20 protein-coding genes are annotated in these 25,087 nt (G+C 27.9%); 11 read left to right on the plus strand and 9 right to left on the minus strand.

Annotated elements, in window-relative coordinates; genetic code table 11:
* Both carB and folA read left to right on the plus strand, forming a co-directional pair.
* Positions 1-3,243, plus strand: a complete 3,243-nt coding sequence (gene carB, locus FD726_RS01830; RefSeq protein WP_159989890.1) for a carbamoyl-phosphate synthase large subunit — start codon at positions 1-3, stop codon at positions 3,241-3,243.
* Positions 3,244-3,264: 21 nt separating this feature from the next.
* Positions 3,265-3,756, plus strand: a complete 492-nt coding sequence (gene folA, locus FD726_RS01835) for a type 3 dihydrofolate reductase (RefSeq protein ID WP_204162671.1) — start codon at positions 3,265-3,267, stop codon at positions 3,754-3,756.
* A 32-nt stretch (positions 3,757-3,788) separates the two neighbouring features.
* Here the strand turns inward: folA and apaH are convergent, their stop codons facing one another.
* From apaH to leuA, 9 genes are all read right to left on the minus strand, one after another.
* Complete coding sequence (apaH, locus tag FD726_RS01840) at positions 3,789-4,592, minus strand: bis(5'-nucleosyl)-tetraphosphatase (symmetrical) ApaH (protein WP_159989891.1); 804 nt, start codon at positions 4,590-4,592, stop codon at positions 3,789-3,791.
* A gap of 193 nt (positions 4,593-4,785) precedes the next feature.
* Positions 4,786-4,911 carry an ApaG domain gene (locus FD726_RS01845; protein ID WP_159989892.1) on the minus strand — a complete coding sequence of 42 codons (126 nt, stop codon included), beginning with the start codon at positions 4,909-4,911 and terminating at the stop codon, positions 4,786-4,788.
* Positions 4,912-5,040: 129 nt separating this feature from the next.
* Entirely contained in the window at positions 5,041-5,847 is an 807-nt protein-coding gene (rsmA, locus tag FD726_RS01850) for a 16S rRNA (adenine(1518)-N(6)/adenine(1519)-N(6))-dimethyltransferase RsmA (protein ID WP_159989893.1), read from the minus strand.
* Entirely contained in the window at positions 5,840-6,832 is a 993-nt protein-coding gene (gene pdxA / locus FD726_RS01855) for a 4-hydroxythreonine-4-phosphate dehydrogenase PdxA (protein ID WP_159989894.1), read from the minus strand. The genes rsmA and pdxA overlap by 8 nt, the downstream gene beginning before the upstream one ends.
* Positions 6,829-8,139: a peptidylprolyl isomerase gene (locus tag FD726_RS01860; RefSeq protein WP_441340581.1), complete on the minus strand. Its 1,311-nt coding sequence runs from the start codon at positions 8,137-8,139 to the stop codon at positions 6,829-6,831. The genes pdxA and FD726_RS01860 overlap by 4 nt, the downstream gene beginning before the upstream one ends.
* Before the next feature lie 372 nt (positions 8,140-8,511).
* A complete protein-coding gene (leuD, locus tag FD726_RS01865) occupies positions 8,512-9,117 on the minus strand; it encodes a 3-isopropylmalate dehydratase small subunit (protein ID WP_159989896.1) in 606 nt (201 codons plus the stop codon).
* Between the two features lie 7 nt (positions 9,118-9,124).
* The gene (leuC, locus tag FD726_RS01870; RefSeq protein ID WP_159989897.1) at positions 9,125-10,534 is read right to left on the minus strand and encodes a 3-isopropylmalate dehydratase large subunit; all 1,410 of its coding nucleotides are present in this window, start codon (positions 10,532-10,534) and stop codon (positions 9,125-9,127) included.
* 4 nt (positions 10,535-10,538) lie between these two features.
* Positions 10,539-11,627, minus strand: coding sequence for a 3-isopropylmalate dehydrogenase (leuB, locus tag FD726_RS01875; protein WP_159989898.1), 1,089 nt, complete (start codon positions 11,625-11,627; stop codon positions 10,539-10,541).
* Entirely contained in the window at positions 11,621-13,192 is a 1,572-nt protein-coding gene (gene leuA / locus FD726_RS01880) for a 2-isopropylmalate synthase (RefSeq protein WP_159989899.1), read from the minus strand. The genes leuB and leuA overlap by 7 nt, the downstream gene beginning before the upstream one ends.
* 471 nt (positions 13,193-13,663) lie before the next feature.
* Between leuA and ilvI the strand changes: the two genes are divergently transcribed.
* The 9 genes from ilvI (at position 13,664) to murC (ending at position 25,085) form a co-directional block, all read left to right on the plus strand.
* Positions 13,664-15,385 carry an acetolactate synthase 3 large subunit gene (ilvI, locus tag FD726_RS01885; RefSeq protein ID WP_159989900.1) on the plus strand — a complete coding sequence of 574 codons (1,722 nt, stop codon included), beginning with the start codon at positions 13,664-13,666 and terminating at the stop codon, positions 15,383-15,385.
* On the plus strand, positions 15,386-15,880 hold the full coding sequence (ilvN, locus tag FD726_RS01890; RefSeq protein ID WP_304622049.1) for an acetolactate synthase small subunit: 495 nt from the start codon (positions 15,386-15,388) through the stop codon (positions 15,878-15,880). It begins immediately after the preceding gene.
* Between the two features lie 214 nt (positions 15,881-16,094).
* The gene (gene rsmH / locus FD726_RS01895; RefSeq protein WP_159989902.1) at positions 16,095-17,030 is read left to right on the plus strand and encodes a 16S rRNA (cytosine(1402)-N(4))-methyltransferase RsmH; all 936 of its coding nucleotides are present in this window, start codon (positions 16,095-16,097) and stop codon (positions 17,028-17,030) included.
* Between the two features lie 131 nt (positions 17,031-17,161).
* Positions 17,162-18,652: a UDP-N-acetylmuramoyl-L-alanyl-D-glutamate--2,6-diaminopimelate ligase gene (murE, locus tag FD726_RS01900; protein WP_159989903.1), complete on the plus strand. Its 1,491-nt coding sequence runs from the start codon at positions 17,162-17,164 to the stop codon at positions 18,650-18,652.
* Positions 18,649-20,007 (plus strand): UDP-N-acetylmuramoyl-tripeptide--D-alanyl-D-alanine ligase, encoded by a 1,359-nt coding sequence (gene murF, locus FD726_RS01905; RefSeq protein ID WP_159989904.1) that lies wholly within the window; start codon positions 18,649-18,651, stop codon positions 20,005-20,007. Before murE ends, murF begins: the two co-directional genes overlap by 4 nt.
* A complete protein-coding gene (mraY, locus tag FD726_RS01910) occupies positions 20,001-21,086 on the plus strand; it encodes a phospho-N-acetylmuramoyl-pentapeptide-transferase (protein WP_159989905.1) in 1,086 nt (361 codons plus the stop codon). The genes murF and mraY overlap by 7 nt, the downstream gene beginning before the upstream one ends.
* Positions 21,083-22,411, plus strand: coding sequence for a UDP-N-acetylmuramoyl-L-alanine--D-glutamate ligase (gene murD / locus FD726_RS01915; protein ID WP_159989906.1), 1,329 nt, complete (start codon positions 21,083-21,085; stop codon positions 22,409-22,411). Before mraY ends, murD begins: the two co-directional genes overlap by 4 nt.
* An 84-nt stretch (positions 22,412-22,495) precedes the next feature.
* Positions 22,496-23,560, plus strand: a complete 1,065-nt coding sequence (gene murG, locus FD726_RS01920) for an undecaprenyldiphospho-muramoylpentapeptide beta-N-acetylglucosaminyltransferase (RefSeq protein WP_159989907.1) — start codon at positions 22,496-22,498, stop codon at positions 23,558-23,560.
* 70 nt (positions 23,561-23,630) lie between these two features.
* Complete coding sequence (gene murC / locus FD726_RS01925) at positions 23,631-25,085, plus strand: UDP-N-acetylmuramate--L-alanine ligase (RefSeq protein WP_159989908.1); 1,455 nt, start codon at positions 23,631-23,633, stop codon at positions 25,083-25,085.
* The last annotated feature ends 2 nt before the right edge of the window (positions 25,086-25,087 follow it).

The raw sequence follows: 25,087 nt of genomic DNA on the forward strand, positions 1-25,087 counted from the left end.
ATGCCAAAACGTCTAGATATAAAATCTATCCTGATTCTTGGTGCAGGTCCAATTATAATTGGACAGGCCTGTGAATTTGATTATTCTGGAGTACAAGCTTGTAAAGTTTTAAAAAAAGAAGGTTATCGTATCATTTTAGTAAACTCTAATCCAGCTACAATTATGACGGATCCAGATTTAGCTGATGTTACGTATATTGAACCAATGCATTGGAAAATAATAAAAAAAATTATTGAAAAAGAAAAACCAGATGCCTTATTGCCTACTATGGGAGGACAAACAGCATTAACTTGTGCACTAGAACTAGATCGCCAAGGAGTGTTAACAACGTTTAATATAAAGATGATTGGTGCTAATTCTGAAAGTATTGACAAAGCAGAAAATCGTCAGCGTTTTGACAATATAATGAAAGATATTGGTTTAGAAACAGCGAGATCAGGTATTGCGAAAACAATTAAAGAAGCACTAAATATTGCTAATTATGTTGGATTTCCTTGTATTATCCGTCCATCATTTACACTGGGTGGAACAGGTGGTGGAATAGCATATAATTGTAAAGAATTTATTGAAATATGTAAGCAGGGTCTTGATATTTCCCCGACTAATGAATTACTAATTGACGAATCGTTAATTGGTTGGAAAGAATATGAGATGGAGGTATTACGAGATAAAAACGATAATTGTATAATAGTGTGTTCTATAGAAAATTTTGATGCTATGGGTATACACACTGGAGATTCTATCACTGTAGCACCTGCACAAACATTAACAGACAAAGAATATCAAATTATGCGTAATGCTTCTATATCAGTACTGCGTGCAATAGGAGTAGAAACGGGAGGTTCTAATGTTCAATTTGCAATAAATCCTAATAATGGTAGATTAATAGTAATTGAAATGAATCCTCGTGTATCACGCTCTTCTGCTTTAGCCTCGAAAGCAACTGGCTTTCCTATTGCTAAAGTAGCAGCTAAATTAGCAGTAGGATACACTTTAGATGAATTAAAAAACGATATTACAAGAAATTTAATACCTGCTTCATTTGAACCATCTATTGATTACGTTGTTACGAAAATACCACGTTTTAACTTTGAAAAATTTCCTGGTTCTAATAACATTTTGACTACTCAGATGAAATCTGTTGGTGAAGTGATGGCTATTGGGCGTACTTTTCAAGAATCACTACAGAAAGCTTTGCGTAGTCTAGAAGTTGGAGTAAATGGTTTAGATACTAAAATAAGTATTAATAAAAATGAAAATTTAATAAATAATATTCGTAATGCTCTTAAAATTGCTAGTTCTGATAGAATTTGGTATATTGCTGATGCATTTAGAGCTGGAATGTCCGTTTATAGTGTATTTAAACTGACTAATATTGATAAATGGTTTTTAATACAAATTAAAGAACTAATAAAATTAGAAAAAGAAATCATATTAAAAGGTATAAATGGTTTAGATAAGTCATTTTTATTAATGTTAAAACGCAAAGGTTTTTCTGATAAGCGTTTAGCATATTTAACTGGACTAAAAGAGATTGAAATTAGAAATCTAAGAATATTTTATAATTTGCATCCTGTTTATAAACGCATTGATACTTGTGCTGCTGAGTTTGATAACAACACCGCATATATGTATTCCACTTACGAAGAGGAATGTGAATCCAATCCAAGTCAAAACAAGGAAAAAATTTTAATAATAGGGGGTGGACCTAATAGAATAGGTCAGGGCATAGAATTTGATTATTGTTGTGTTCATGCTTCACTAGCGTTACGTTCAGAAGGATATGAAACTATTATGGTTAACTGTAACCCAGAAACAGTATCGACTGACTACGATATTTCTAATCGTCTTTATTTTGAACCTATAACATTAGAAGATATATTAGAAATAGTACGTATCGAGAAACCTAAAGGAGTAATTATTCAATATGGAGGACAAACTCCTTTAAAATTAGCTCATTTATTAGAACAATCTGGTGTTCCAATTATTGGTACAAGCACAGATTCTATAGATTGTGCTGAAAATAGAGCTAGATTTCAACAATTAGTAAAAAATCTCAACTTAAAACAACCAAAAAATGCTACTGTAATTAATTTAGATCAGGCTATAGAAGTAGCTAAAAATATTGGCTATCCCTTGTTGGTAAGACCTTCATATGTATTAGGTGGTCGTGCTATGGAAATTATCCATGATGAATCCGATCTTGAAAATTATTTCAGATCTGCAATTTTCTTTATATCTAAAGATAATCCAATATTAATAGATCATTTTATTGAAGATGCTATTGAAGTAGATGTTGATGCTATTTTTGATGGAAATAATTTATTAATTGGCGGCATTATGGAGCACATAGAACAAGCAGGAGTGCATTCTGGAGATTCTGCTTGCTCTCTTCCAGCTTATACCTTAAATAGTGAAATTCAAGATACCATACGTCAGCAAATAAAAAAATTAGCTTTAGGGTTAAAAATTCGTGGTCTTATGAATGCTCAATTTGCAATTAAAGATAAAGAAGTATATTTAATTGAAATAAATCCCAGAGCTGCACGTACTATTCCATTTGTATCTAAAGCTACTGGTATTCCATTAGCAAAAATTGCTGCACTTGTAATGGTAGGAAAAACATTAGCTGAACAAAATATTACTACAGAAATAATACCAAATTATTACTCAGTCAAAGAAGTAGTCTTACCATTTATTAAATTTCAAGGATCTGATCCTATACTTGGTCCAGAAATGCGTTCAACTGGTGAAGTTATGGGTATTGGTAGAACTTTTAAGGAGGCTTTTGCTAAAGCTATGTTAAGTGCTCAATGTAATATGAAAAAAAATGGTAGAGTTTTGTTATCAGTTAGAAAAAGCGATAAACAACGCATTGTTGATCTTGCAGTTAAATTACAAAATTTTGGATTTGAATTAGATGCCACATATGGAACAGCTTTGATATTAAAAAAAGCAGGTATTAATGTTCGTGTAGTAAAAAAAGTACATGATGAAGAATATCCAAATATTCAAGATCGTCTAGATAATGGTGAGTATACTTATATTGTTAATACCGCTTCTGGTCGTCAATCAATTGAAGATTCAAGAATGATTAGAAATAGTGCTTTAAAATCTAATGTATACTATAACACTACATTAAATGGAAGTTTTGCTACGGTAATGGCATTAGATGTTGATCCAATGGATAGAATCATTTCTATACAAGAATTGCATAAACAATTAAATAATAAAATAAGCTAATTTTTAAAAAATATAAACAAAGTGAAAAAAATCAGTATTATTGCTTCATTTGAAAATAACCACTTTATAGGTCTAAAAAATAGTATGATGTGGAAACTTCCCATAGATTTATCTTGGTTTAAAAAAAACACTATTAATAAACCTGTAATTATGGGTAGAATGACCTTTGAATCTATTGGTTGTGCTTTACCAAAAAGACTTAATATTGTGGTTAGTTCTAATCCTATTAATTCAAAACATATAAAGTGGGCACAATCATTAGATGAAGCAATCGAGATCTCAAGCACATTTAATGAAATAATGATAATAGGTGGTGCAAGTATATATGAACAAATGATTCATTATGCTGATTTGCTATATTTAACTCACGTTAATGTTAGTATTAATGGTGATAAGAAATTTCCTTATTATAATATCAATGAATGGGAATTGATATTTAATAAATTTCATAGTGTTGATCAAGAAAACATATATAGTTGTAATTTTCAAATACTACGTCGCTATAATAAATAGTATATTTAAATATTAAATTTTGGGAACAGTTATTATTTAGTACTCCAATATTTTTTTTCTTCCCAATGTAAAAGAGTAAGATTACCTCCCCAACAGCAGCCAGTATCTAATCCGATAATGTTTTTTGGAGTACCTTTTCCTTTTAATGCAGACCAATGTCCAAAAATTATTGTGTAATCATCTGATATTTTGTTTTTAATATCAAACCAAGGTTTTATCGGCATATTACTTGATTCTATAATATTTTTAGAAAACATTTCTAGTTGACCGTTATTAAAACAATATCTCATTCTTGTAAAAGCATTAGTGATAAATCGTAATCTAGCTAAGCCCTTAAGTTCTTCACTCCAATTATTAGGCATATTGCCATATATAGAACTGAGAAATGATGAATACATATCACTAGAAAGTATTTTTTCTATTTCACTTGCACATTTTTTTGCTGTTTTTAAATTCCATTGAGGAGTAATTCCAGCGTGTGACATAATTATTTTTTTTTGTTCATCAATTTGTATTAGGGGTTTACATCGTAACCAATTAATTAAATCATCAATATCTTCAGATTTTAGAAGTTTTGTTAAGTTATACTTAGGTTTAGCATTATTAATGCCAGCATAAATAGATAAAAGATTTAAGTCATGATTACCTAAAACTAACTTAACACAATGATCAATTGATTTAATATAGCGTAGTACATTTAATGAATTTGGTCCGCGTGATACTAAATCACCTGTTAACCATAAAGTATCATTTTGGGGATTAAAATCAACTTTATTTAATAAAGTACGTAATTCTTTGTAGCAACCATGAATATCACCAACTAGATATGTACTCATAAATTTTTATCCAATTAAAAATTTACTATATAGTTAACTTAAGTTAATTGCAATGAATGTAATTTTTAATGGCAATTCTGAAAACAGGAACTGTTACATTAAAATTATCATCTATTTCATTGGATATTACGTAATATCATTGTATAATTTCTATTGGTGTTTCAAGAATTATACTGCTGGTGGTATAATGCAATTAAATTCCTGATGTAATATAAGGTTGTTTACCTAATATATATTTACCATGAATTTCAACTTTCTTGACATTACCATCAGTAATTAACAAATATCGGTTAAGTAGTTTTACTGAATATTTATCCATATTTCTAATTATTATCATAATAAGTAAAAATATAACGAGATTGTTCTGAATAATACTGTGATTCTATATGTAAACTCTGAATTTTAATAAAATTATTAGTTGATTTACTCACATTTTCTCCTATTTTTTTCAGGAATTTGCTAGCCAATTAGCTAGACTACAATATTGTGCAACTGAAATATCTTCTGCACGTAATGCAGAGTCAATTGATAGTTCTTTAAATATATTTTCGGGAATTACTTTATTTAAACTATTATTTAATTTTTTTCGTCGCTGACTAAATGCTATTTTAGTAATATAGTTTAATAAATTTACGTCAATTACTGGATGAGGCAATTGATCATATGGCACTAGACGAACTAACATAGAATTTACTTTAGGTACCGGTATAAAAGATTTTGGATGAATTTCTAAAATTGGAATAACCTTACAATAATATTGAGTCATTATACTAAGACGACCATACACTTTACTACCTGGACCTATAGCCATGCGATCAACTACTTCTTTCTGCAACATGAAGTGCATATCTTTAATTAAATTTACATATTTAAATATATTGAATATTAAAATAGTAGATATGTGATAAGGTAAGTTTCCAAATATACGTAATAACTTTTTGTTTTTTGATGCTAAGCATTTATTAAAATCAAATTTTGTTGCATCTTTTTGAAAAATAGTTAATTTATAGCCAAAATTAGGATTTTGTTTTAATTTTTGTACCAGATTAGAATCTAATTCAATTACAATTAATTTATCAATATATTTACAGATATGTTTAGTAAGAGCTCCTAATCCAGGACCAATTTCTACCAATAATTCGTCTTCCTGAGGATTAATAGTAGATATTATTTTATTAATAGTATATTCGTCCTTTAAAAAATTCTGACTAAAACGTTTACGAATAAAATGACCTTGATATATAAAATTATTCATTAGTTTTCTCAATCATATTGATTGCTAAATTAACAGCCATAAATAAACTTTCAGGATTGGCAGTTCCTTTAGAAGCTATTTCAAGAGCAGTACCGTGATCTACTGAAGTTCTGATAAAAGGTAAACCTAATGTAACATTAACTGATTTGTTAAATCCAGAAAATTTCAATACTGGCAATCCTTGATCATGGTACATAGCTAAAATAACATCAGCTTTCTTTAAAAAGTTTTCTTGAAATATAGTATCAGCAGGTAATGGTCCTATTAATTTTAAACCTTTTTTCCTAAGTTCATTAATTACTGGAATAATAATTTCTATTTCTTCCTTCCCTATATAACCTTTATCTCCTGCATGTGGATTAAGTCCACAAATATAAATTGCTGGATTGTTAATAGAAAATTTTTTTTTGAGCTCTTGGTGTAATATATTAATTATTTTATATAAATTATTTTTAGTAATAAAGTCTGGTACTGATTTTAATGGTACATGAGTAGTTACTAATGCTACGCGCAATTTTTCGTTTACTAACATCATTACTACTTTTTCGGTGAATGTAAGGCGTGCAAATAATTCAGTATGTCCAGTAAAAGATATACCAGCATCATTAATAATATATTTATTTACTGGACCTGTAACTATTGCTTGAAATCTTCCTTCTATACACTCATAGCAAGATTTAATTAAAGTTTTTATTACATATTTACTATTATCTTTAGATAATTTACCAGGAATTACTGGGTTTGATAGTTTGATAGGAATTATAGCTAAACTACTTGATTGCCGATTTTTATTAATATTATTAGGATCGTAAAAGTATAAATTTATTGGTAATCTAAGTTGATAAGCACGATCATAAAGTAATTTGGGAGAAGCACATACTACCAATTCAACTGGCCATTTTTTTTGAGCTAATTTAATAATAATATCAGGACCAATTCCGGCTGGTTCACCAGGAGTGATAATTATACGATGGTTACTAATCATTTTTTTATAATTTTTATATAAGATTTAGCAATTTGTTGTTGTATGATAGATTCAAATTCTTCACGCATTTTATTATTAATAACATTCATAAGAGATATTTTTTTTTGAATTACATTAAAAGCGTTAATTTTACGAATATTTAACTTTTGTACAATATACCAATTTCCATGGAAATAAAATGGTTTACTCATTTGATTATTTTCCAATTTTTTTAATATCTTATATATATTTTGCTTAGAATAATCGTTAAATAATATCCATTTTGAATCTGTATCTTGATTTATTGACAAAATATTGGATAATTGTTTTATAGCTAGTTTTAAATCAATTTTTTTGGAATTAAAATCAAAAATAATATTATCTAATTTGGTTAAAGTAGTTTTATGATTCATTGATGTTGGATTTAGTTTAATAGAAAAAAAACGAATCTGCATTTCACTAAAATTAATATTATTATCATTATTAATATCATTAACTTTTAAAATATGTAAACCCACTCCACTTTGAATTGGACCAACAACATCCCCTTTTTTTGAATTAAGTAGAACTTTAGAAAAAATTTCTGGTAACATTTTGATTTGGTTCCATCCCATATTTTCTATTTTAAATAAATCAGGATATTGTTTACTTAATCTTCTAATATCAGTTTCTTTTTTGATTTTAGATAGTAAATTTTTAGCTAATGTCATTTTTTCATGTAATTGCTGTTCAGTCGGATTTTCTGGCAGTGTTAGTATAATTTGACTTAAATTAATTTGATTTTCATTAAATTTATGTAAAACAATTTGTTTACTCAATCTATTTATTTCTTCAGGATAAACTAGTACCCTTTTTAGTACTTCTTTATTACTGATAATAGCAATTATTATTTGTTTTCGTATTTGGTTACGATATGTGTCATATTTTATATTTTTATCACTTAGAATTTTACGAAATTCATTCAAATTAATATGATTTTTAATAGACATATCTTTGATGATAATATCTAATTTATCATCAGTAATATTTAATCCTCGTTGTTTGCCTAGTTGAAAAATTATTTTTTCAAAAATTTGGTCTTGAACCATTTTATTACGTAAAATATTAATGTTTGATATCCGTAAATTTTTAATATATTTTATAAAATTTGTATTATTAATTTCACTTTCAAGAATGATATCATTATTAACTACTACAGCTACACTATCAGCTAATCTAGTTTTTGCAAATAAATTTGTATTTATTATCAGCATGATAATAATTAATATTTTCCAATTTTTCATATTATGTCTTATCCGTTTATACTTTTTATTATTATCATCATTAATTTAATAATAATATCTTATTATTAATAAGATATCATACCTAGGATATTATAGTTATTATAATAGATTAAGCTAATGATAGCTTGATAGTTATTTTTCAAGATTAATTTTTACTTTATAATGTAATTATTAAATCATAATAATTAATTTAATATTTTAATATTATTAAATATTTAAAATTATTATCATCTAATTAAAAAACTTACAATTATTTTTATTATAAGAAATGTCTATTATTCACCAAGGTAGAAAAATCAGATATATTAAGAACTGCAATTTAGAATAGTTATTAATTGTTTTAAATAATTCAGTAATATCATATGTAATAATTATTTTGAATACATTAAAAATATAAAAAAATCAGTTTTTACATGTTTAAGCATAAAAATATAGATCATTTTGTTCATAATTTTCAATTAATGTCTCATATTTTAATGTAGATTGAATATCATCAATTCCATTAATAATGCATTGATGATGAATATAATCTATTTCAAATGGGTAAATTTTATTTTCTGTAATTATTTTTAATTTTTTGATATCTATTTTAAACATAACACCATGGTTATTGGTCACTAAATCAAACATTTCATCAACTTCTTTTTCACTTACTTGTATTGGTAGAAGTTGGTTATTAATACTATTTTTATAAAAAATATCTGCAAAACTGGGTGCTATAATTATACGGAAACCAAAATCAATTAAAGCCCAAACAGCATGTTCTCTAGATGATCCACAACCGAAATTTTCACGAGTTAATAATATACTTGATAGCTGAAATTCCTTTTTGTTAAGAACAAAATCTGAATTTAATTTATTACCTAATGTGTCTACATATCTCCAGTAATGAAATAAATTTTTTCCAAATCCTAAACGTGATATTTTATGTAAAAACTGTTTTGGAATAATTGCATCAGTATCTATATTAGCAACATCTAATGGTGCTACAATTCCAGTATGTTGAAAAAAATTATTTGACATTTTGATTTTATTTCCCTATTTTTCTAAATGTTCTTATATCAATAAAACGTCCATTTATAGCAGCAGCTGCTGCCATGATAGGACTAACAAGATGAGTCAATCCTCCCCAACCCTGACGACTTTCAAAATTTCTATTAGTCGTAGAAGCACAACGTTCTCCAGGATTTAACCGATCATCATTCATTGCTAAACACATAGAGCATCCTGGGAGACGCCATTCAAAACCAGCTTCTAAAAAAATTTTGTCTAGACCTTCAGATTCTGCTTGTTTTTTTACTAATCCTGAACCCGGAACTACCATTGCATATACTTTGGATGCAATTTTTTTACCTTTGACAACCATCGCTGCTGAACGGAGATCTTCAATTCTAGAATTGGTACATGATCCTATAAATACTTTATCTATATTTATATTTGTTAATTTTGTATTAGGTTTAAGTTTCATATAATTTAATGCTTTTTCAGCTGAATTTCGTTCAGTTATACTATTAAAGGAACAAGGATCTGGTATTAATTGATCAATAGATATTACCTGACTAGGATTAGTACCCCATGTTACTTGAGGCCCTATGTCTGAAACATTGATTTTTATCACAGAATCAAAATTAGCATCAGGATCTGATTTTAATGTATTCCAGTACTTAATTGCTTGTTCCCATTTTTCTCCGCGTGGAGAAAAATGTTTATTTTTTAAGTATCTAAAAGTTACTTCATCTGGTGCTATTAAGCCAGCTTTTGCTCCCATCTCGACTACCATATTACATAAGGTCATTCTGCTCTCCATACTCATGTTACTAATTATTTCACCACAAAATTCTACTACATATCCCGTACCACCTCCACTGCCAAGTTTTCCTATGATAGAAAGAATAATATCTTTTGATGTTACACCATTAGAAATATTTCCTATTAATTCAATTTTCATTGTTTTAAATCTATCTTGTTTTAAAGTCTGTGTAGCTAGCACATGTTCTACTTCTGAAGTTCCTATTCCAAATGCAAGAGCTCCAAAAGCACCATGAGTTGATGTATGAGAATCACCACACACAATAGTCATGCCAGGCAAGGTTATGCCTTGTTCTGGGCCTATAACATGTACAATACCTTGAAAAGGATGATGTATATCATATAATGTAATGTTGAATTCTTTACAGTTATTTACCAGTTCTTGCATTTGAATTCGGGATAATTCTCCTGATGCATTAATGTCTCTAGTTTTTGTAGAAACATTATGATCCATAGTAGCAATAGTTTTATAAGGCTGACGTACCTTTCTATTTTTAATCCTAAGCCCCTGAAAAGCTTGAGGAGAAGTAACTTCATGAACTAAATGTCTATCTATATACAATAATCCTGTAGAATGATTATATTTATGAATAATATGTGCATCAAATATTTTTTGATATAACGTTTTCATTTCTTTAATTCTCTTGAATTATATATTTAGTAATAACATTACCCATTTTTTCTGTGGTTATGGGTTTTATGTTTGATATATCCTGAGTATAATATCTTGCATTTAAAGCTTTAATTACAGCATTTTCAATACTATTAGCTACATTTTCTAATTTTAAGCTATAACGCAATAAGAGTGATAAAGATAAAATTTGTGCTATAGGATTAGCAATATTTTGATTTGCAATTTCTGGTGCTGAACCTCCAGCAGGTTCATATAGACCAAAACCGCTTTCATTTAAACTAGCAGAAGGTAATAAACCTACAGAACCAGTTAGTATTGCACATTCATCAGAAATGATATCTCCAAACATGTTAGAACATAACAATACATCGAATTGAGATGGATTCTTAATTAATTGCATAGTAGCATTGTCTATATACATGTGATTTAATATTACTTCAGGATATTTTTTAGAGATTTCTTTAACTATTTGTCTCCACATGATAGAAGTTTGTAGTACATTAGCTTTATCAATAGAAGTAACTTGTTTACGACGTTTTAGTGCGTATTCAAATGCAACTTTAGCTATTCTTTCTATCTCATAACGATAATAAATTTCAGTATCAAATGCACATTCAGTCATGGCTTTACCTATTCGCCCTTTAGGTGTACCAAAATAAATGCCACCAGTTAATTCACGGACACATAAAATGTCAAAACCTTTTTTCGAGATATCAATACGCAAAGGACATAAGTATTCTATCCCTTTGTATAATCTTGCTGGTCTTAAATTACTAAATAAATTAAAATGTTTGCGCAGTACTAATAAAGATCCTCTCTCTGGTTGAAAATCAGGAGGGAGATGTTCCCATTTTGGACCACCTACAGAACCAAATAAAATTGCATCAGCTTTTTCACAACCCTGGATTGTTGTTTCAGGCAATGGTGTGCCATATTTATCGATAGCAACACCACCTACATCAAAAGTAATTGTATCGATGTTTAAATTAAAACACTTACAGACAACATCTAATACTTTTACAGCTTGTGCCATTACTTCTGGACCTATACCATCTCCAGGTAACAATGCTATACAGTACTTTTTTAACATACTGATGTTATTTCCTTTTGATTTTTTGATTTACGTTCTAACTCTTTTTCAACTTGTTTAGAACGCCAAATATTATTTAAAGCATTAATCATAGCCTTCACCGAAGATTCAATTATATCAGTTGCTAAACCTATTCCATGAAAATTTCTGTTTTTATAATTTACTAATATATCTACTTGACCTAATGCATTTTCTCCATGCCCTTTAGATGTTAACTTGTAATTTAAAAGTTCAGCATTAAACATAGTAATTAAATTAATAGCTTGATATACAGCATCTACTGGTCCATTGCCAGTAGCTGTCTCTAATTTTTTATTAACACCACAAATTAAACTTACACATGCTTTAGCAATTTTATTAGATCCTGATTTTACATTAAAATAATTTAATCTAAAGTACTCTGGATCTTCATTTTGTTTGTTAATAAATGCTAGTGCTTCTAAATCATAATCAAATATTTGTCCTTTTTTATCAGCTAGTTTTAAAAAAGTATCATACAAAGCATCTAGGTTATAATCGCTTTCTTTATAACCCATTTCTTTCATTCTATGTTTTACAGCAGCTCTTCCTGAGCGTGATGTAAGATTCAATTGAAGCTTATGTAATCCTATACATTCGGGTGTTATAATTTCATAATTTTCTCGATTCTTTAATACTCCATCTTGATGAATACCAGAAGAATGAGAAAAGGCATTAGAACCAACTATTGCTTTATTTACTGGAATAGGCATATTACATATTTGACTAATTATTTGACTGGTTCTATAAATTTCTTGATAGTTAATGTTTGTATTTAATTTTAATAATTTTTGACGTGTTTTAATTGCCAGTAAAACTTCTTCTAATGCACAATTACCAGCACGTTCACCTAAACCATTTAATGTACCCTCAATCTGGCGTGCTCCTGCTTGTAATGCTTCTATAGTATTTCCTGTAGCCATTCCCAAATCATCATGAGCATGTACAGATAGTATTGCTTTATCAATGTTTGGAACTACGTTTATTAATTGACTAATAATATTTCCATATTCGTTTGGAATAGTATATCCTACCGTGTCTGGAATATTGATTGTTGTTGCACCAGAATTAATTGCTATTTCTACTATACGGCATAGATCTTCAATTGGTGTTCTACCTCCATCTTCACATGAAAATTGAACATCATTAGTATATTTGCGAGCATATTTAATCATATATGCCGCTCTTTCAATTACTTCTGGTAAAGTGCTGCGAAGTTTAGTTGAAATTTGTGTAGGAGAAGTAGCTATAAATATGTGAATACGAAATCTTTCAGCTAGGCATAAAGACTTATTAGCAATATCTATATCTTTTTCAATACAACGAGCTAATGCACAAACACAGCTATTTTTAATAATACGTGCAATTGTTTGAACAGACTTGAAATCTCCAGGAGATGACACTGGAAATCCTACTTCCATGACATCAATCTTCATTCTTTCTAATGCCAAAGCAATTTGTAATTTTTCTTTGACATTTAAACTAGCTTGTAACGCTTGTTCACCGTCCCGCAAAGTAGTGTCAAAAATAATAACGTTATCGTTCATTATTTTTATCCTTTTGTTTTTTGCTTGATGATACATTAATAAGAGGCAAAACCCGTGATAAGCACGGGTTTTTTATTTTAAAAAAATTAATATATTTATACTGAACAGACTAAAATAGCCATAATTTGAATAATTATTAACGTGAATAAATCATATTGATCTTTTATAAATATAACTTGTTTGTCTTTTTTTAATTTATTTGAAAAACATTTCCAATTTTTAAAATAAATTACAAAAGTACAAGTATAAAATTTTCATCTTCTACTATTGATATAATAAATATAAACTTTCTGCATGAAAATAATTTTATTTTTATATGTAAAGTATAATTTTGTATTTAAAATTATCTAAAACAAAAAATTCATACCTTATATATTTATTATAATTTAGAAATTTAAATTTATTGATTACAAACACTACAAAGAACAATTAAAAAACAAACTTAAATTTATTGAGCTTTGGGAGCAAATAATGGAGATGTTGTCAGGAGCTGAAATGGTTGTGCGTTCTTTAATAGATCAGGGAATAAAAAAAATATTTGGATATCCAGGAGGAGCAGTATTGGATATTTATGATGCTTTACAAACTGTCGGTGGCATTGATCATATTTTGGTACGCCATGAACAAGGAGCAGTACATATGGCTGATGGTTTAGCACGTGCAACTGGAAAAGTAGGTGTAGTATTAGTAACTTCAGGACCAGGAGCAACAAATGCTATAACTGGTATTGCTACAGCATATATGGATTCTGTTCCTTTAGTTATTTTATCTGGACAAGTTTCTTCTTCTTTAATTGGATATGATGCTTTTCAAGAATGTGATATGGTTGGTATTTCTCGTCCTATTGTTAAACACAGTTTTTTAGTAAAATGTACAAAAGAAATTCCAATTATTTTTAAAAAAGCCTTTTGGTTAGCATCAAGTGGTAGACCAGGACCAGTAGTAATAGATCTACCAAAAGATATATTAGATCTTAATTATAAATTCCCTTACAAATGGCCAAAATCAGTAAATATACGTTCTTATAATCCTGTTTTTAAAATAAATATAGTACAAATACAAGATGCATTGAAAAAACTTTTAAATTCCAAAAAACCAATTATTTATTCTGGAGGTGGATCAATTAATTCTGAGTGTTCAAATGAATTGTTAGAGATAGCTGAATACCTAAATCTTCCAGTAACAACTTCATTAATGGGTTTAGGTTCATTTCCGGGGACACATAATCAATCTCTTGGAATGTTAGGTATGCATGGAACTTATGAAGCAAACATGGCCATGCATAATTCTGATTTCATTTTTGGTATTGGGGTACGTTTTGACGATCGTACCACTAACAATATAAAAAAATATTGTCCTGGAGCTACCATAATGCATATTGACATAGATCCCACTTCAATATCTAAAACTATAATATCAGATATTTCAATTATAGGTGATATTAAACAAATTTTAAATATTATGTTAGATTTTATTAAAAAAATTAAATTTAAGAATTTTAATAAATTACAAGAATGGTGGCAATTAATTTATTCATGGCGTAATAAACAATGCTTATCTTTTGATAAAAGAAGTAATAAAATTAAACCTCAAGCAGTAATTAAAACTATTTTTCAGTTAACAAAAGGAAATGCTTATATAACTTCTGATGTAGGTCAACACCAAATGTTTACAGCTCTAAATTATTATTTTGATAAACCTCGTCGTTGGATTAATTCTGGTGGACTAGGAACTATGGGTTTTGGTTTACCAGCTGCATTAGGTGTTAAAATTGCCCTTCCAAAAGAAACTGTAATTTGCATTACAGGTGATGGTAGTATTCAAATGAATATACAAGAACTTTCTACTGCCCTGCAGTATAATTTATCAATTTTGGTTCTAAATTTAAATAATAATTTTTTAGGCATGGTAAAACAATGGCAAGATATGATTTATTCAGGAAGACATTCACAATCATATATGAAATCATTACCTAATTTTGTTGATTTAGCAAAATCATATGGTCATATTGGCATAAAAATCAAAAATTATTGCGAATTAAAGGAAAAATTATTGTTAGCATTAGATATTATTTCCAAAGGTAAATTAGTGTTTGTAGATATTAATGTTGATGAAGAAGAACACGTATATCCTATGCAAATTCGCGGTGGTGCTATGAATGAAATGTGGTTGAACAAAACGGAGAGAACTTAAATTATGCGTCGTGTTTTATCAATTTTATTGGAGAATGAGGCTGGTGCTTTATCTCGTGTAGTTGGCTTGTTTTCACAACGTGGATATAATATTGAAAGTTTAACTGTAGCTCCTACTCATGATCCTACTTTATCTCGTATGACCATTCAAACATTTGGTGATGCAAATGTATTAGAACAAATAGAAAAACAACTACACAAATTAATTGATGTTTCACATGTAATTGAATTAAAACAAAAAAATTGCGTAGAATGTGAAATAATGCTAGTAAAAATAAAAATAACTGGCTATGAAAAAGAAGAAATAAAAAGAACAGTAGAAATATTTCGAGGTCAAATTGTTGATGTTACTAAAATAATTTATACAGTTCAACTTGTAGGAACTACTAGCAAATTAGACTCATTTCTGAATGTTATTAAAAATATATCAGATATTATTGAAATAGTTCGTTCAGGAATTATCGGTCTATTACGTGGTAATGGTATTATTCAATAATACATTTTTTGTTTATGTATAATATCTAATTATCTAACAAAATATTTTTATTAAATTTTGAAACTATTTTGATTTTCTGATATATAATGATTTTTAGTAAATTAGTTTTCAAAATATAGTAAGTGATTATTTTAACTTATTTATTTGAAATATATTATATCTATAAAAAATAATTTTTTAACACTTTAATTTATTTAAATAATTTACCTATAATATGAAAAAATTTGAGCACAATGCTGTAATGTTATCTGAAGCCGTTAATAACTTAAATATTAAAAAAAATGGTATTTATATAGATGGAACTTTTGGTAGAGGAGGACATTCAAGATTTATTCTTTCAAAACTTGGAAATAACGGACAATTGATTGCTATAGATAGAGATCCCCAAGCTATTGTAGAAGGTATGAACATAAAAGATTCACGCTTTACAATCATGAAAAAAAAATTTTCTGAATTAGAAGAATATATATTTAAGCTTGATTTATTAGGTAAAATTAGTGGTATTTTATTAGATCTTGGAGTTTCTTCTCCTCAGTTAGATGATTTTAATCGCGGATTTTCTTTTAGAAATGATGGACCATTAGATATGCGTATGGACCCAAATTCTAATATATCTGCAAAAGATTGGTTATTAAATGCAAACGCAAAGGAAATTGCTTTTGTGTTAGAAAAATATGGGGAAGAAAGATATGCAAAAAGAATAGCTCATGAAATAGTAAAAAGAAATAATAAGTTGCCAATAACCAGAACTAAGGAACTAGCTGAAATTATTGCATGTGCTATACCAGTGAAAGATAAATTTAAACACCCTGCTACACGTAGTTTTCAAGCCATACGTATATGGATTAATGAAGAACTAGAAGAACTCAAAACTATACTAGTAAGTTCAATTAAATTGTTATCTATTAAAGGACGTTTATGTATTATTAGTTTTCACTCATTAGAAGATAGAATAGTTAAACGTTTCATAAGAGATTTTAGTAAACCTGCACCAGTACCTTATGGTTTACCAATTACAGAGAAACAAATCATGGAGTTTAATAATATTAAACTAAGGTCATTAGGTAAATTATTCCCAAGCCATTTAGAACTAAAAAATAATTATAGATCACGTAGTGCTATATTACGTATAGCTGAAAAAATAAGCTAACATATATTTTATAATACTTAAACTATTTTTTAATTAAAAAAATCAATTAATATAATTTTAAAAAAATATTGAGTAAAATTAATTTTTATTATTGTTCTTATTAGAATTTGTCTTAATAAAAGAGAAAATTAGTGAAAAAAGTTAAAAATCTCAATTATTTGATCAATCAATGGATTTCACATGTGCCAACATGTTTTTTTAATGAAATACGATTAGATAGTCGTACAGTAAAAAAAGGTGATTTATTCATAGCAGTTTTAGGACATTATACAGATGGAAGGAATTTCATTCAAGAAGCAATTTATAATGGCGCTGTTGCTGTATTAGCTGAAGCAGGCAATAATGTTTCTAATGGTAAAATTATCTATATAAATGGAGTTCCTATTATTTATTTATCAGAACTTAACAAAAAATTATCAACTTTAGGTAAAATTTATTACAGAAATCCAGGTCAAAAACAAAAAATTATTGGCGTAACTGGAACTAATGGCAAAACTACCGTAACACATTTGATAGCACAATGGATACAGTTACTTGGTGAAAAAAGTGCAGTAATGGGAACTATGGGATATGGATTAATTAGAAATTTAAAAAAAACAAATAATACAACAGAATCTGCTATAAATATACAAAAATTATTATATATATTAAATAAACAAAATATACACCTTACAGCAATGGAAATTTCTTCACATGCATTAATGCAACATCGTGTAGCAGATATAGTTTTTTCAGCGGGTATATTCACAAATTTAACTCATGATCACCTGGATTATCATCAAAACATAAGCAATTATGTTGCAGCTAAAAAATTATTTTTCTTAAAACATAAAATAAACCAAATGATAATAAATGCAGATGATAAAATAGGTTACGAATGGTTGTTTGATTTTCCTAACTCAATTGCAGTAAGTATATATAAAAATCGCTCTATAAATATTAATAAACGTTGGATTAAAGCTAATTCAATAAAATTCCAAAAAAATGTATTCAGTATTGATTTTGATTCAAGCTGGGGTCCTGGTAAAATTAATAGTTTATTGATTGGTAATTTTAATATTGTTAATTTATTGCTAGCTTTAGCAACTATGCTTTCTCTTAATTATCCATTAGATCTTTTACTAGAAGTAGCATATAAATTAAAACCTATAAAAGGTCGTATGGAAATATTTTTAAATATTAATAAACCAAAAGTAATAATAGATTATGCTCATACTCCTGAAGCATTAAAACAGGCTTTAATATCATCTCGTATATATTGTAAGGGAAAACTTTGGTGTTTATTTGGCTGTGGTGGTGATCGTGATAAAAGTAAGAGACCTATCATGGCTTCAATAGCTGAGAAATTTGCAGATATTATTATTGTTACTGAAGATAATCCACGTAAAGAAGATCAAAACGAAATAAATCAAGATATTATAAATGGTTTTAAAGATCTATCTAGTGTTCATATAATAAGAGATAGATCAAAAGCAATTATTGAATCAATTACAAAAGCTAAAAATGATGATTTAATTTTAATTGCAGGAAAAGGACATGAAGAATATCAAATTATAGGTGATAACTACTTTAAATATTCCGATCATAAAATCGTCCAGTCGTTATTGAATAATATACAATGATCTCATTATATTTAAGTAAATTAGCAGAAATTACCAACGGTAAACTTTATGGAAATGATATCTTATTTAAGAATATCTCCACAAATACCAAATTAATAAAACCAGGAAATTTATTTATTGCTATTGTTGGTAAACAATTTGATGCACATAATTTTGCTAATGATGCAATTATAAATGGTGCTCATGCTTTATTAGTAAATAAATATTTACCTATATCTGTACCACAAGTAGTCGTTAAGGATACTAGTTTGTCATTTGGAATATTATCCTTTTGGGTACGCAAACAGGTAAAAACACGTATTTCTGCATTAACAGGATCTTCAGGTAAAACATCTGTTAGAGAAATGACTGCTGCTATTTTGAATCAATGCGGAAAAACCTTATGTAATAGAGGTAATCTGAATAATGAATTCGGAGTACCTATGACATTAATGCGTCTTACAAATGAACATAAATATGCAGTAATCGAACTTGGAGCATCTCATCTTGGTGAAATACATTATACAGCTAAACTAGTAGAACCAGAAAGTGTATTAATAAATAACATTACATTAGCACATCTTGAAGGTTTTGGATCATTAAATAATATTGCAAAAGCAAAAGGTGAAATTTTTTATAATTTACCTAGTCATGGAGTTGCTATCATCAATGATGATAGCAATGATTGGTTAAATTGGAAAAAATACTTAATTAGAAAAAAGGTATGGAAATTTTCTTTAAAAAATAAAGATAGTGATTTTTTTGCTTACGATATTTTTATTAAAAATAATAACACTAATTTTATTGTTAAAACACCTTATGGCACAGTAGAGTTAAATATTCCATTAATAGGAAGACATAATGTTTATAATGCATTAGCGGCTACTGCATTATCTCTTTCTTTAGGAGCTTCACTAAAATCTGTTAGCAATGGTCTTAAAACATTTAAACCAATTCCAGGTAGATTATTTCCTATCTATTTATCTAAATATCAAATATTATTGGATGACAGCTACAATGCTAATATAGGTTCAATGCAAGCTGCAATAGAATTATTATCATCAATGCCAGGTTATCGCGTAATGGTAGTAGGTGATTTATCAGAATTAGGGAAAGATAGCAATCAACTTCATAGTTCATTAGGTATATATGCTATTAATATGTCAATAGATCTTATAATAAGTATAGGAAATATTAGTCATCTAATAAGTGAACATAGTCCAGTAGGTGAACATTATAAAAATAAAACATCACTAATTAAACGCTTAAAGTTCTTGTTATATAAACATACTAAAATCACTATTTTAATTAAAGGATCACGACATGCTAAAATGGAACTAGTAGTAAAAGGGTTATTAGAGGAAAAATTATGCTAGTTTTTTTATTTGATTATTTAGATGGATTTTACTCTTATTTTAATATAATTTCAAATTTAATATTTCGTGTTATTGGTAGCCTATTAACATCTTTGTATATTTCATTATATATGGGACCTTATTTTATTTGCTGGTTGAAAAGGTTGCAAATAAATCAAATAGTGCGTAATGATGGTCCTAAATCTCATCTAAGTAAACGTAGTACTCCTACTATGGGTGGTTTAATAATAATTATATCAGTTTTAGTTTCAACTTTAATATGGTCATGTTTATCTAATGTTTATATGTGGTATGTAATAACAGTATTTATTGGATTTGGTATAATTGGTTTTATAGATGATTACCGAAAAGTTATTTATAAAAGTTCAAAAGGTTTAACAGCTAAATGGAAATATTTATGGATGTCTGTTATTTCTATTATCATATCATTGTTATATTTTTTTAGTACCAATAATATTTCAACACAGCTGGTAATTCCATTTTTAAAAGATTTTACATTACATATAGGATTATTATCTATTATATTATCATATATTGTTATAGTAGGAACGGGAAATGCAGTGAACCTAACTGATGGTCTAGATGGATTAGCTATTGTTCCTATAATATTTGTAGCTACAGGATTTATCATAGTGTCTTGGTTAACTAGTAATACAGTTTTTTCTGAATATTTTCATATACCTTATATAATGCACGCTAAAGAATTAGTCATATTTTGTGCTTCTATTGTAGGTGCAGGAATTGGTTTCTTATGTTTTAATATTTATCCTGCAAAAATTTTTATGGGAGATGTTGGTTCATTAGCATTAGGTGGAGCATTAGGAACTGTTGCTGTATTATTGCGTCAAGAACTATTATTATTAATAATGGGTGGAATATTTGTAATTGAAGCTTGTTCAGTTATGTTACAAGTAAGTTCATTTAAATTATTTCGTTGTAGAATTTTTTTAATGGCTCCTATTCACCATCATTACGAATTAAAAGGGTGGTCTGAACCTCGTATAATCTTATTTTTTTGGGTTATTTCTTTTATATTTGTATTATTAGGATTATTTTCATTACATATTCGGTGCTTATGATTGAATACAAAGGTAAAGAAATTATTATAATTGGCTCAGGTATGACCGGATTATCATGTATTGATTTTTTTTTAAAAAAAGGCGTAAATCCTATTCTTATTGATACTCGTTTGTTCCCTCCTAGTATAAAAAGTATACCTAAAGGTATTAAATGTTATTTTGGTGGTTTTCATGTTGACCATTTATTAAAAGCTGATCTAATAGTTGTAAGTCCAGGAATAAGTTTAAATAATCCAGCATTGCAAATAGCAGCTAATAAAGGAATAGAAATTGTTGGTGATGTAGAATTATTTTGTCGAGAATTAAATGTTCCTATAATAGCAATTACGGGATCAAACGGTAAAAGTACCGTTACTAATTTAATAAAGGAGATGGCACAAACAGCTGGTTATAAAGTGGTTGTGGGTGGTAATATTGGAATACCTGTATTGAATTTGTTAAAAATTCCATTACAACAATTATATATTTTAGAACTATCTAGTTTTCAATTAGAAATTACTTATAGTTTAAGAGCTAATGTTGCTACAGTATTAAATGTATCTGAAGATCATTTAAATCGTTATCCATTAGGTATCGATCAATATCGTGCTGTAAAAATGCGTATATATAAAAACGCTCTAATTTGCGTAATTAATAAAGATGAAAAACTAACTATTCCTAAATTTAGTTTCAATCAAAAATATATCAGTTTTGGAATTAATCAGGGTGATTATCATCTTATTAATAAAAATGGCAAGTTTTGGATAAATAGTATATATCATGATCAAATATTCAATACAGAAGAAATGAAAATCATCGGCCAACATAATTATATAAATGCAATGTCAGCTTTAGCTTTAGCTGAAGCTATAGGATTACCATATCTTTCTAGTTTATCAGCATTAGTATCATTTACAGGATTAAAACATCGTTTACAAATAGTATGTGAACATAATGGAGTAAAATGGATAAATGATTCTAAAGCAACTAATATTAAAAGTACTGAATCTGCATTGTGTAGTATTTCTTCAGAAGGTACATTATGGTTATTATTAGGTGGAGATAGTAAAGGTGCAGATTTTTCTTCTTTAATAAATCTTATAATAGTTAAAAAAATTAAAATTTTTTGCTTCGGCAAAGATGGCGATAAAATAGCTGATTTGTGTCCAAACATTTCAATACGTACTAAAACTATGCAAGAAGCAATAAAGCAAATATCTCTTTCAGTTAGACCTAATGATATAGTTCTTTTATCTCCTGCATGTGCTAGTTTTGATCAATTTAATAATTTTGAACATAGAGGTAATACTTTTATTAAAATAGTAAAAAAAATAATTCATTATTGAAATAATATTAGCTATACAATAGATAAAGATTTTAGTTATATATTCTAGATATGTGGTGAAATAAATAATCGTTTGAGGTTATAAATGAGCAAAAAATTAATGATTATGGGAGGAGGTACTGGAGGACATATTTTTCCAGGATTAACTATTGCTCACTATATGAAAGAAAAATTCAGTTGGAATGTGCATTGGTTAGGAACTCCTAACCATATGGAAAGCACAATAGTTCCGCAATATGATATTAAAATTCATTTCATTAAAATAAATGGATTAAAAGGTAAAAATATTACAACTAAATTATTAGCACCAGTTTCTATATTTAATGCATTTTTTCAATCAAGAAAAATTATAAAATCATATAAACCAGATGTGGTTTTAGGTATGGGAGGATATGTTTCAGGACCAGGTGCTTTAGCATCTTGGAGTTATGGAATACCTATAATATTACATGAACAAAATAGTATTGCTGGTCTAACTAATCAGTGTTTAGCAAAAATAGCAAATAAAGTACTACAAGGATTTCCAAATGCTTTTCCAGGAGCTTATGTAGTTGGAAATCCTATAAGAAAAGATATATTGAAGTTAGCAAATCCAAAAGAACGTTTCATAGACCGCAGTGGACCAATAAGAATTTTAGTCATAGGTGGCAGTCAAGGTGCGGGAATTATTAATAACATTTTATTAAAAGTTGCCTATTCTTTAGGTAAAAGAATTATTATATGGCATCAAACTGGAAGAAATGATAAACAAAAGGTAATTAGATTTTATATGCATTTAGGTCAAGATCAACATATTGTTACTGACTTTATCGATGATATTGTTTCTGCATATTCTTGGGCAGATTTGATAATTTGTAGAGCAGGAGCATTAACAGTTAGTGAAGTTGCAGCCGTAGGGTTGGCAGCTATTTTTATACCATTTAAACACAAGGATTGCCATCAATACCTAAATGCTTTAAATCTTGTTCGGATAGGAGCTGCTAAAATATTTGAACCTGAAAAAGATAACTTATCAGATGATATAATAAAAACAATTATATGTTGGGATAGACCTTTATTACTTGAAATGGCACAAAAATCTAAAAAATTAGCAAAATATGATGCAACTGAACTTATTGCTCAAGAAATTATTAATATTTCTAAAAAATAATAAAATAAAAATATTGTCTTTTTTCTTTATATGTACATTTAATTATAAATAAATAAATTACGTTAAAATAATGAATAAAAAAAAATTAATAAAATTTCATAATATAAAAACAAAAATGCATGATGTTAGTCATATTCATTTTATAGGTATTGGTGGTTGTGGTATGGGAGGTATTGCTAAAATATTAATACATGAAGGATGTTATAATATCAGTGGTTCTGACATAATGCCTAATGTTATTACTAAATACTTATCTAAATTAGGTACAAAAATTTATTTGAACCATTGTTCAGAAAATATAAATAATGCTAATTTAGTTGTAGTATCCAGTGCTATTGCTGACAATAATCCAGAACTAATTTCTGCAAGAAAATCAAATATTCCAATAATAAGTCGTGGAGAAATGTTAGCAGAATTGATGCGTCTCCGTTATGGCATTGCTATTGCAGGAACACATGGAAAAACTACTACAACAGCCATGTTGTCAAGTATATATATAGAAAATGGTTCAGATCCTTCGTTTGTTAATGGTGGTATTTCAAAAACAGAACATATACAAGCAAATTTAGGCAGTAGCAAGTATTTTATTGCTGAAGCAGATGAAAGCGATGCATCATTTTTATATTTAAGGCCAATAGTTGCTATAGTGACAAATATTGATTCGGATCATATGAATACTTATCAAGGAAAATTTGAAAATTTAAAACAAACTTTTATTAAATTTTTACATAATTTACCTTTTTATGGATATACCGTTATGTGTTTAGATGATATAACGATAAGAGATTTAATGACTTATATAAAGCGTCCCACTATTACTTATGGTTTTAGTAAAGATGCTGATTTTAGAATAGAAAATTATGTACAAGATGGTACACAGAGTTTTTTTAGATTGATAATAAAAGATCATGTATGTTTAAAAATACAGCTTAATATTCCAGGAAAACACAATGCTTTGAATGCAGCAGCTGCTATAGCTGTATCTTATAACGAAGGAATTGATGAAAAATCAATTGTTAATGCCCTAAAATATTTTCAAAACACCAAAAGAAGATTTGATTTTTTAGGTACATTCTCTACAAAGGATATAAATGGAAATATTGGAACCGCTATATTAATAGACGATTATGGTCATCATCCAAATGAAATTGATGCAACAATTAATACAATAAGATCAGGATGGCCTAATCGTCAGTTGTTAATGATTTTTCAGCCACATCGCTATACTCGTACTAGAGATATGCTTACCGATTTTGCAAATGTACTATCAAAAGTAGATGTATTACTGATATTAAATGTCTACTCTGCTGGAGAGAAAATCATTCCTGGCGCTGATAGTCATTGTTTATGTGATGCTATTAGAAAAATTGGTCAATTAAATCCAATTTTAATTAGAGAACCTCAACATATATCAAAAATTTTATTAAAATATATTTCTGGCAATGACATTATTTTAACACAAGGAGCTGGTAATATTGGTAAAATTGCACACAATATTGCATGTTATAAATTAAAATTAAAATAGAA

This window comes from Pantoea sp. SoEX, from assembly GCF_009829945.1.
In the GTDB taxonomy this organism is placed as follows: Bacteria; Pseudomonadota; Gammaproteobacteria; order Enterobacterales; family Enterobacteriaceae; genus Pantoea_C.

What these genes read in the sequence shown, in the direction of transcription:
- murC (WP_159989908.1), top strand. Translation starts at nt 23,631, where the DNA reads ATGAATAAAAAAAAATTAATAAAATTTCATAATATAAAAACAAAAATG.
- carB (WP_159989890.1), top strand. Translation starts at nt 1, where the DNA reads ATGCCAAAACGTCTAGATATAAAATCTATCCTGATTCTTGGTGCAGGT.
- murD (WP_159989906.1), top strand. Translation starts at nt 21,083, where the DNA reads ATGATTGAATACAAAGGTAAAGAAATTATTATAATTGGCTCAGGTATG.
- leuD (WP_159989896.1), bottom strand. Translation starts at nt 9,117, where the DNA reads ATGTCAAATAATTTTTTTCAACATACTGGAATTGTAGCACCATTAGAT.
- leuC (WP_159989897.1), bottom strand. Translation starts at nt 10,534, where the DNA reads ATGAAAACGTTATATCAAAAAATATTTGATGCACATATTATTCATAAA.
- mraY (WP_159989905.1), top strand. Translation starts at nt 20,001, where the DNA reads ATGCTAGTTTTTTTATTTGATTATTTAGATGGATTTTACTCTTATTTT.
- pdxA (WP_159989894.1), bottom strand. Translation starts at nt 6,832, where the DNA reads ATGATTAGTAACCATCGTATAATTATCACTCCTGGTGAACCAGCCGGA.
- leuB (WP_159989898.1), bottom strand. Translation starts at nt 11,627, where the DNA reads ATGTTAAAAAAGTACTGTATAGCATTGTTACCTGGAGATGGTATAGGT.
- apaH (WP_159989891.1), bottom strand. Translation starts at nt 4,592, where the DNA reads ATGAGTACATATCTAGTTGGTGATATTCATGGTTGCTACAAAGAATTA.
- FD726_RS01845 (WP_159989892.1), bottom strand. Translation starts at nt 4,911, where the DNA reads ATGGATAAATATTCAGTAAAACTACTTAACCGATATTTGTTAATTACT.
- ilvI (WP_159989900.1), top strand. Translation starts at nt 13,664, where the DNA reads ATGGAGATGTTGTCAGGAGCTGAAATGGTTGTGCGTTCTTTAATAGAT.
- rsmH (WP_159989902.1), top strand. Translation starts at nt 16,095, where the DNA reads ATGAAAAAATTTGAGCACAATGCTGTAATGTTATCTGAAGCCGTTAAT.
- murG (WP_159989907.1), top strand. Translation starts at nt 22,496, where the DNA reads ATGAGCAAAAAATTAATGATTATGGGAGGAGGTACTGGAGGACATATT.
- murF (WP_159989904.1), top strand. Translation starts at nt 18,649, where the DNA reads ATGATCTCATTATATTTAAGTAAATTAGCAGAAATTACCAACGGTAAA.
- leuA (WP_159989899.1), bottom strand. Translation starts at nt 13,192, where the DNA reads ATGAACGATAACGTTATTATTTTTGACACTACTTTGCGGGACGGTGAA.
- rsmA (WP_159989893.1), bottom strand. Translation starts at nt 5,847, where the DNA reads ATGAATAATTTTATATATCAAGGTCATTTTATTCGTAAACGTTTTAGT.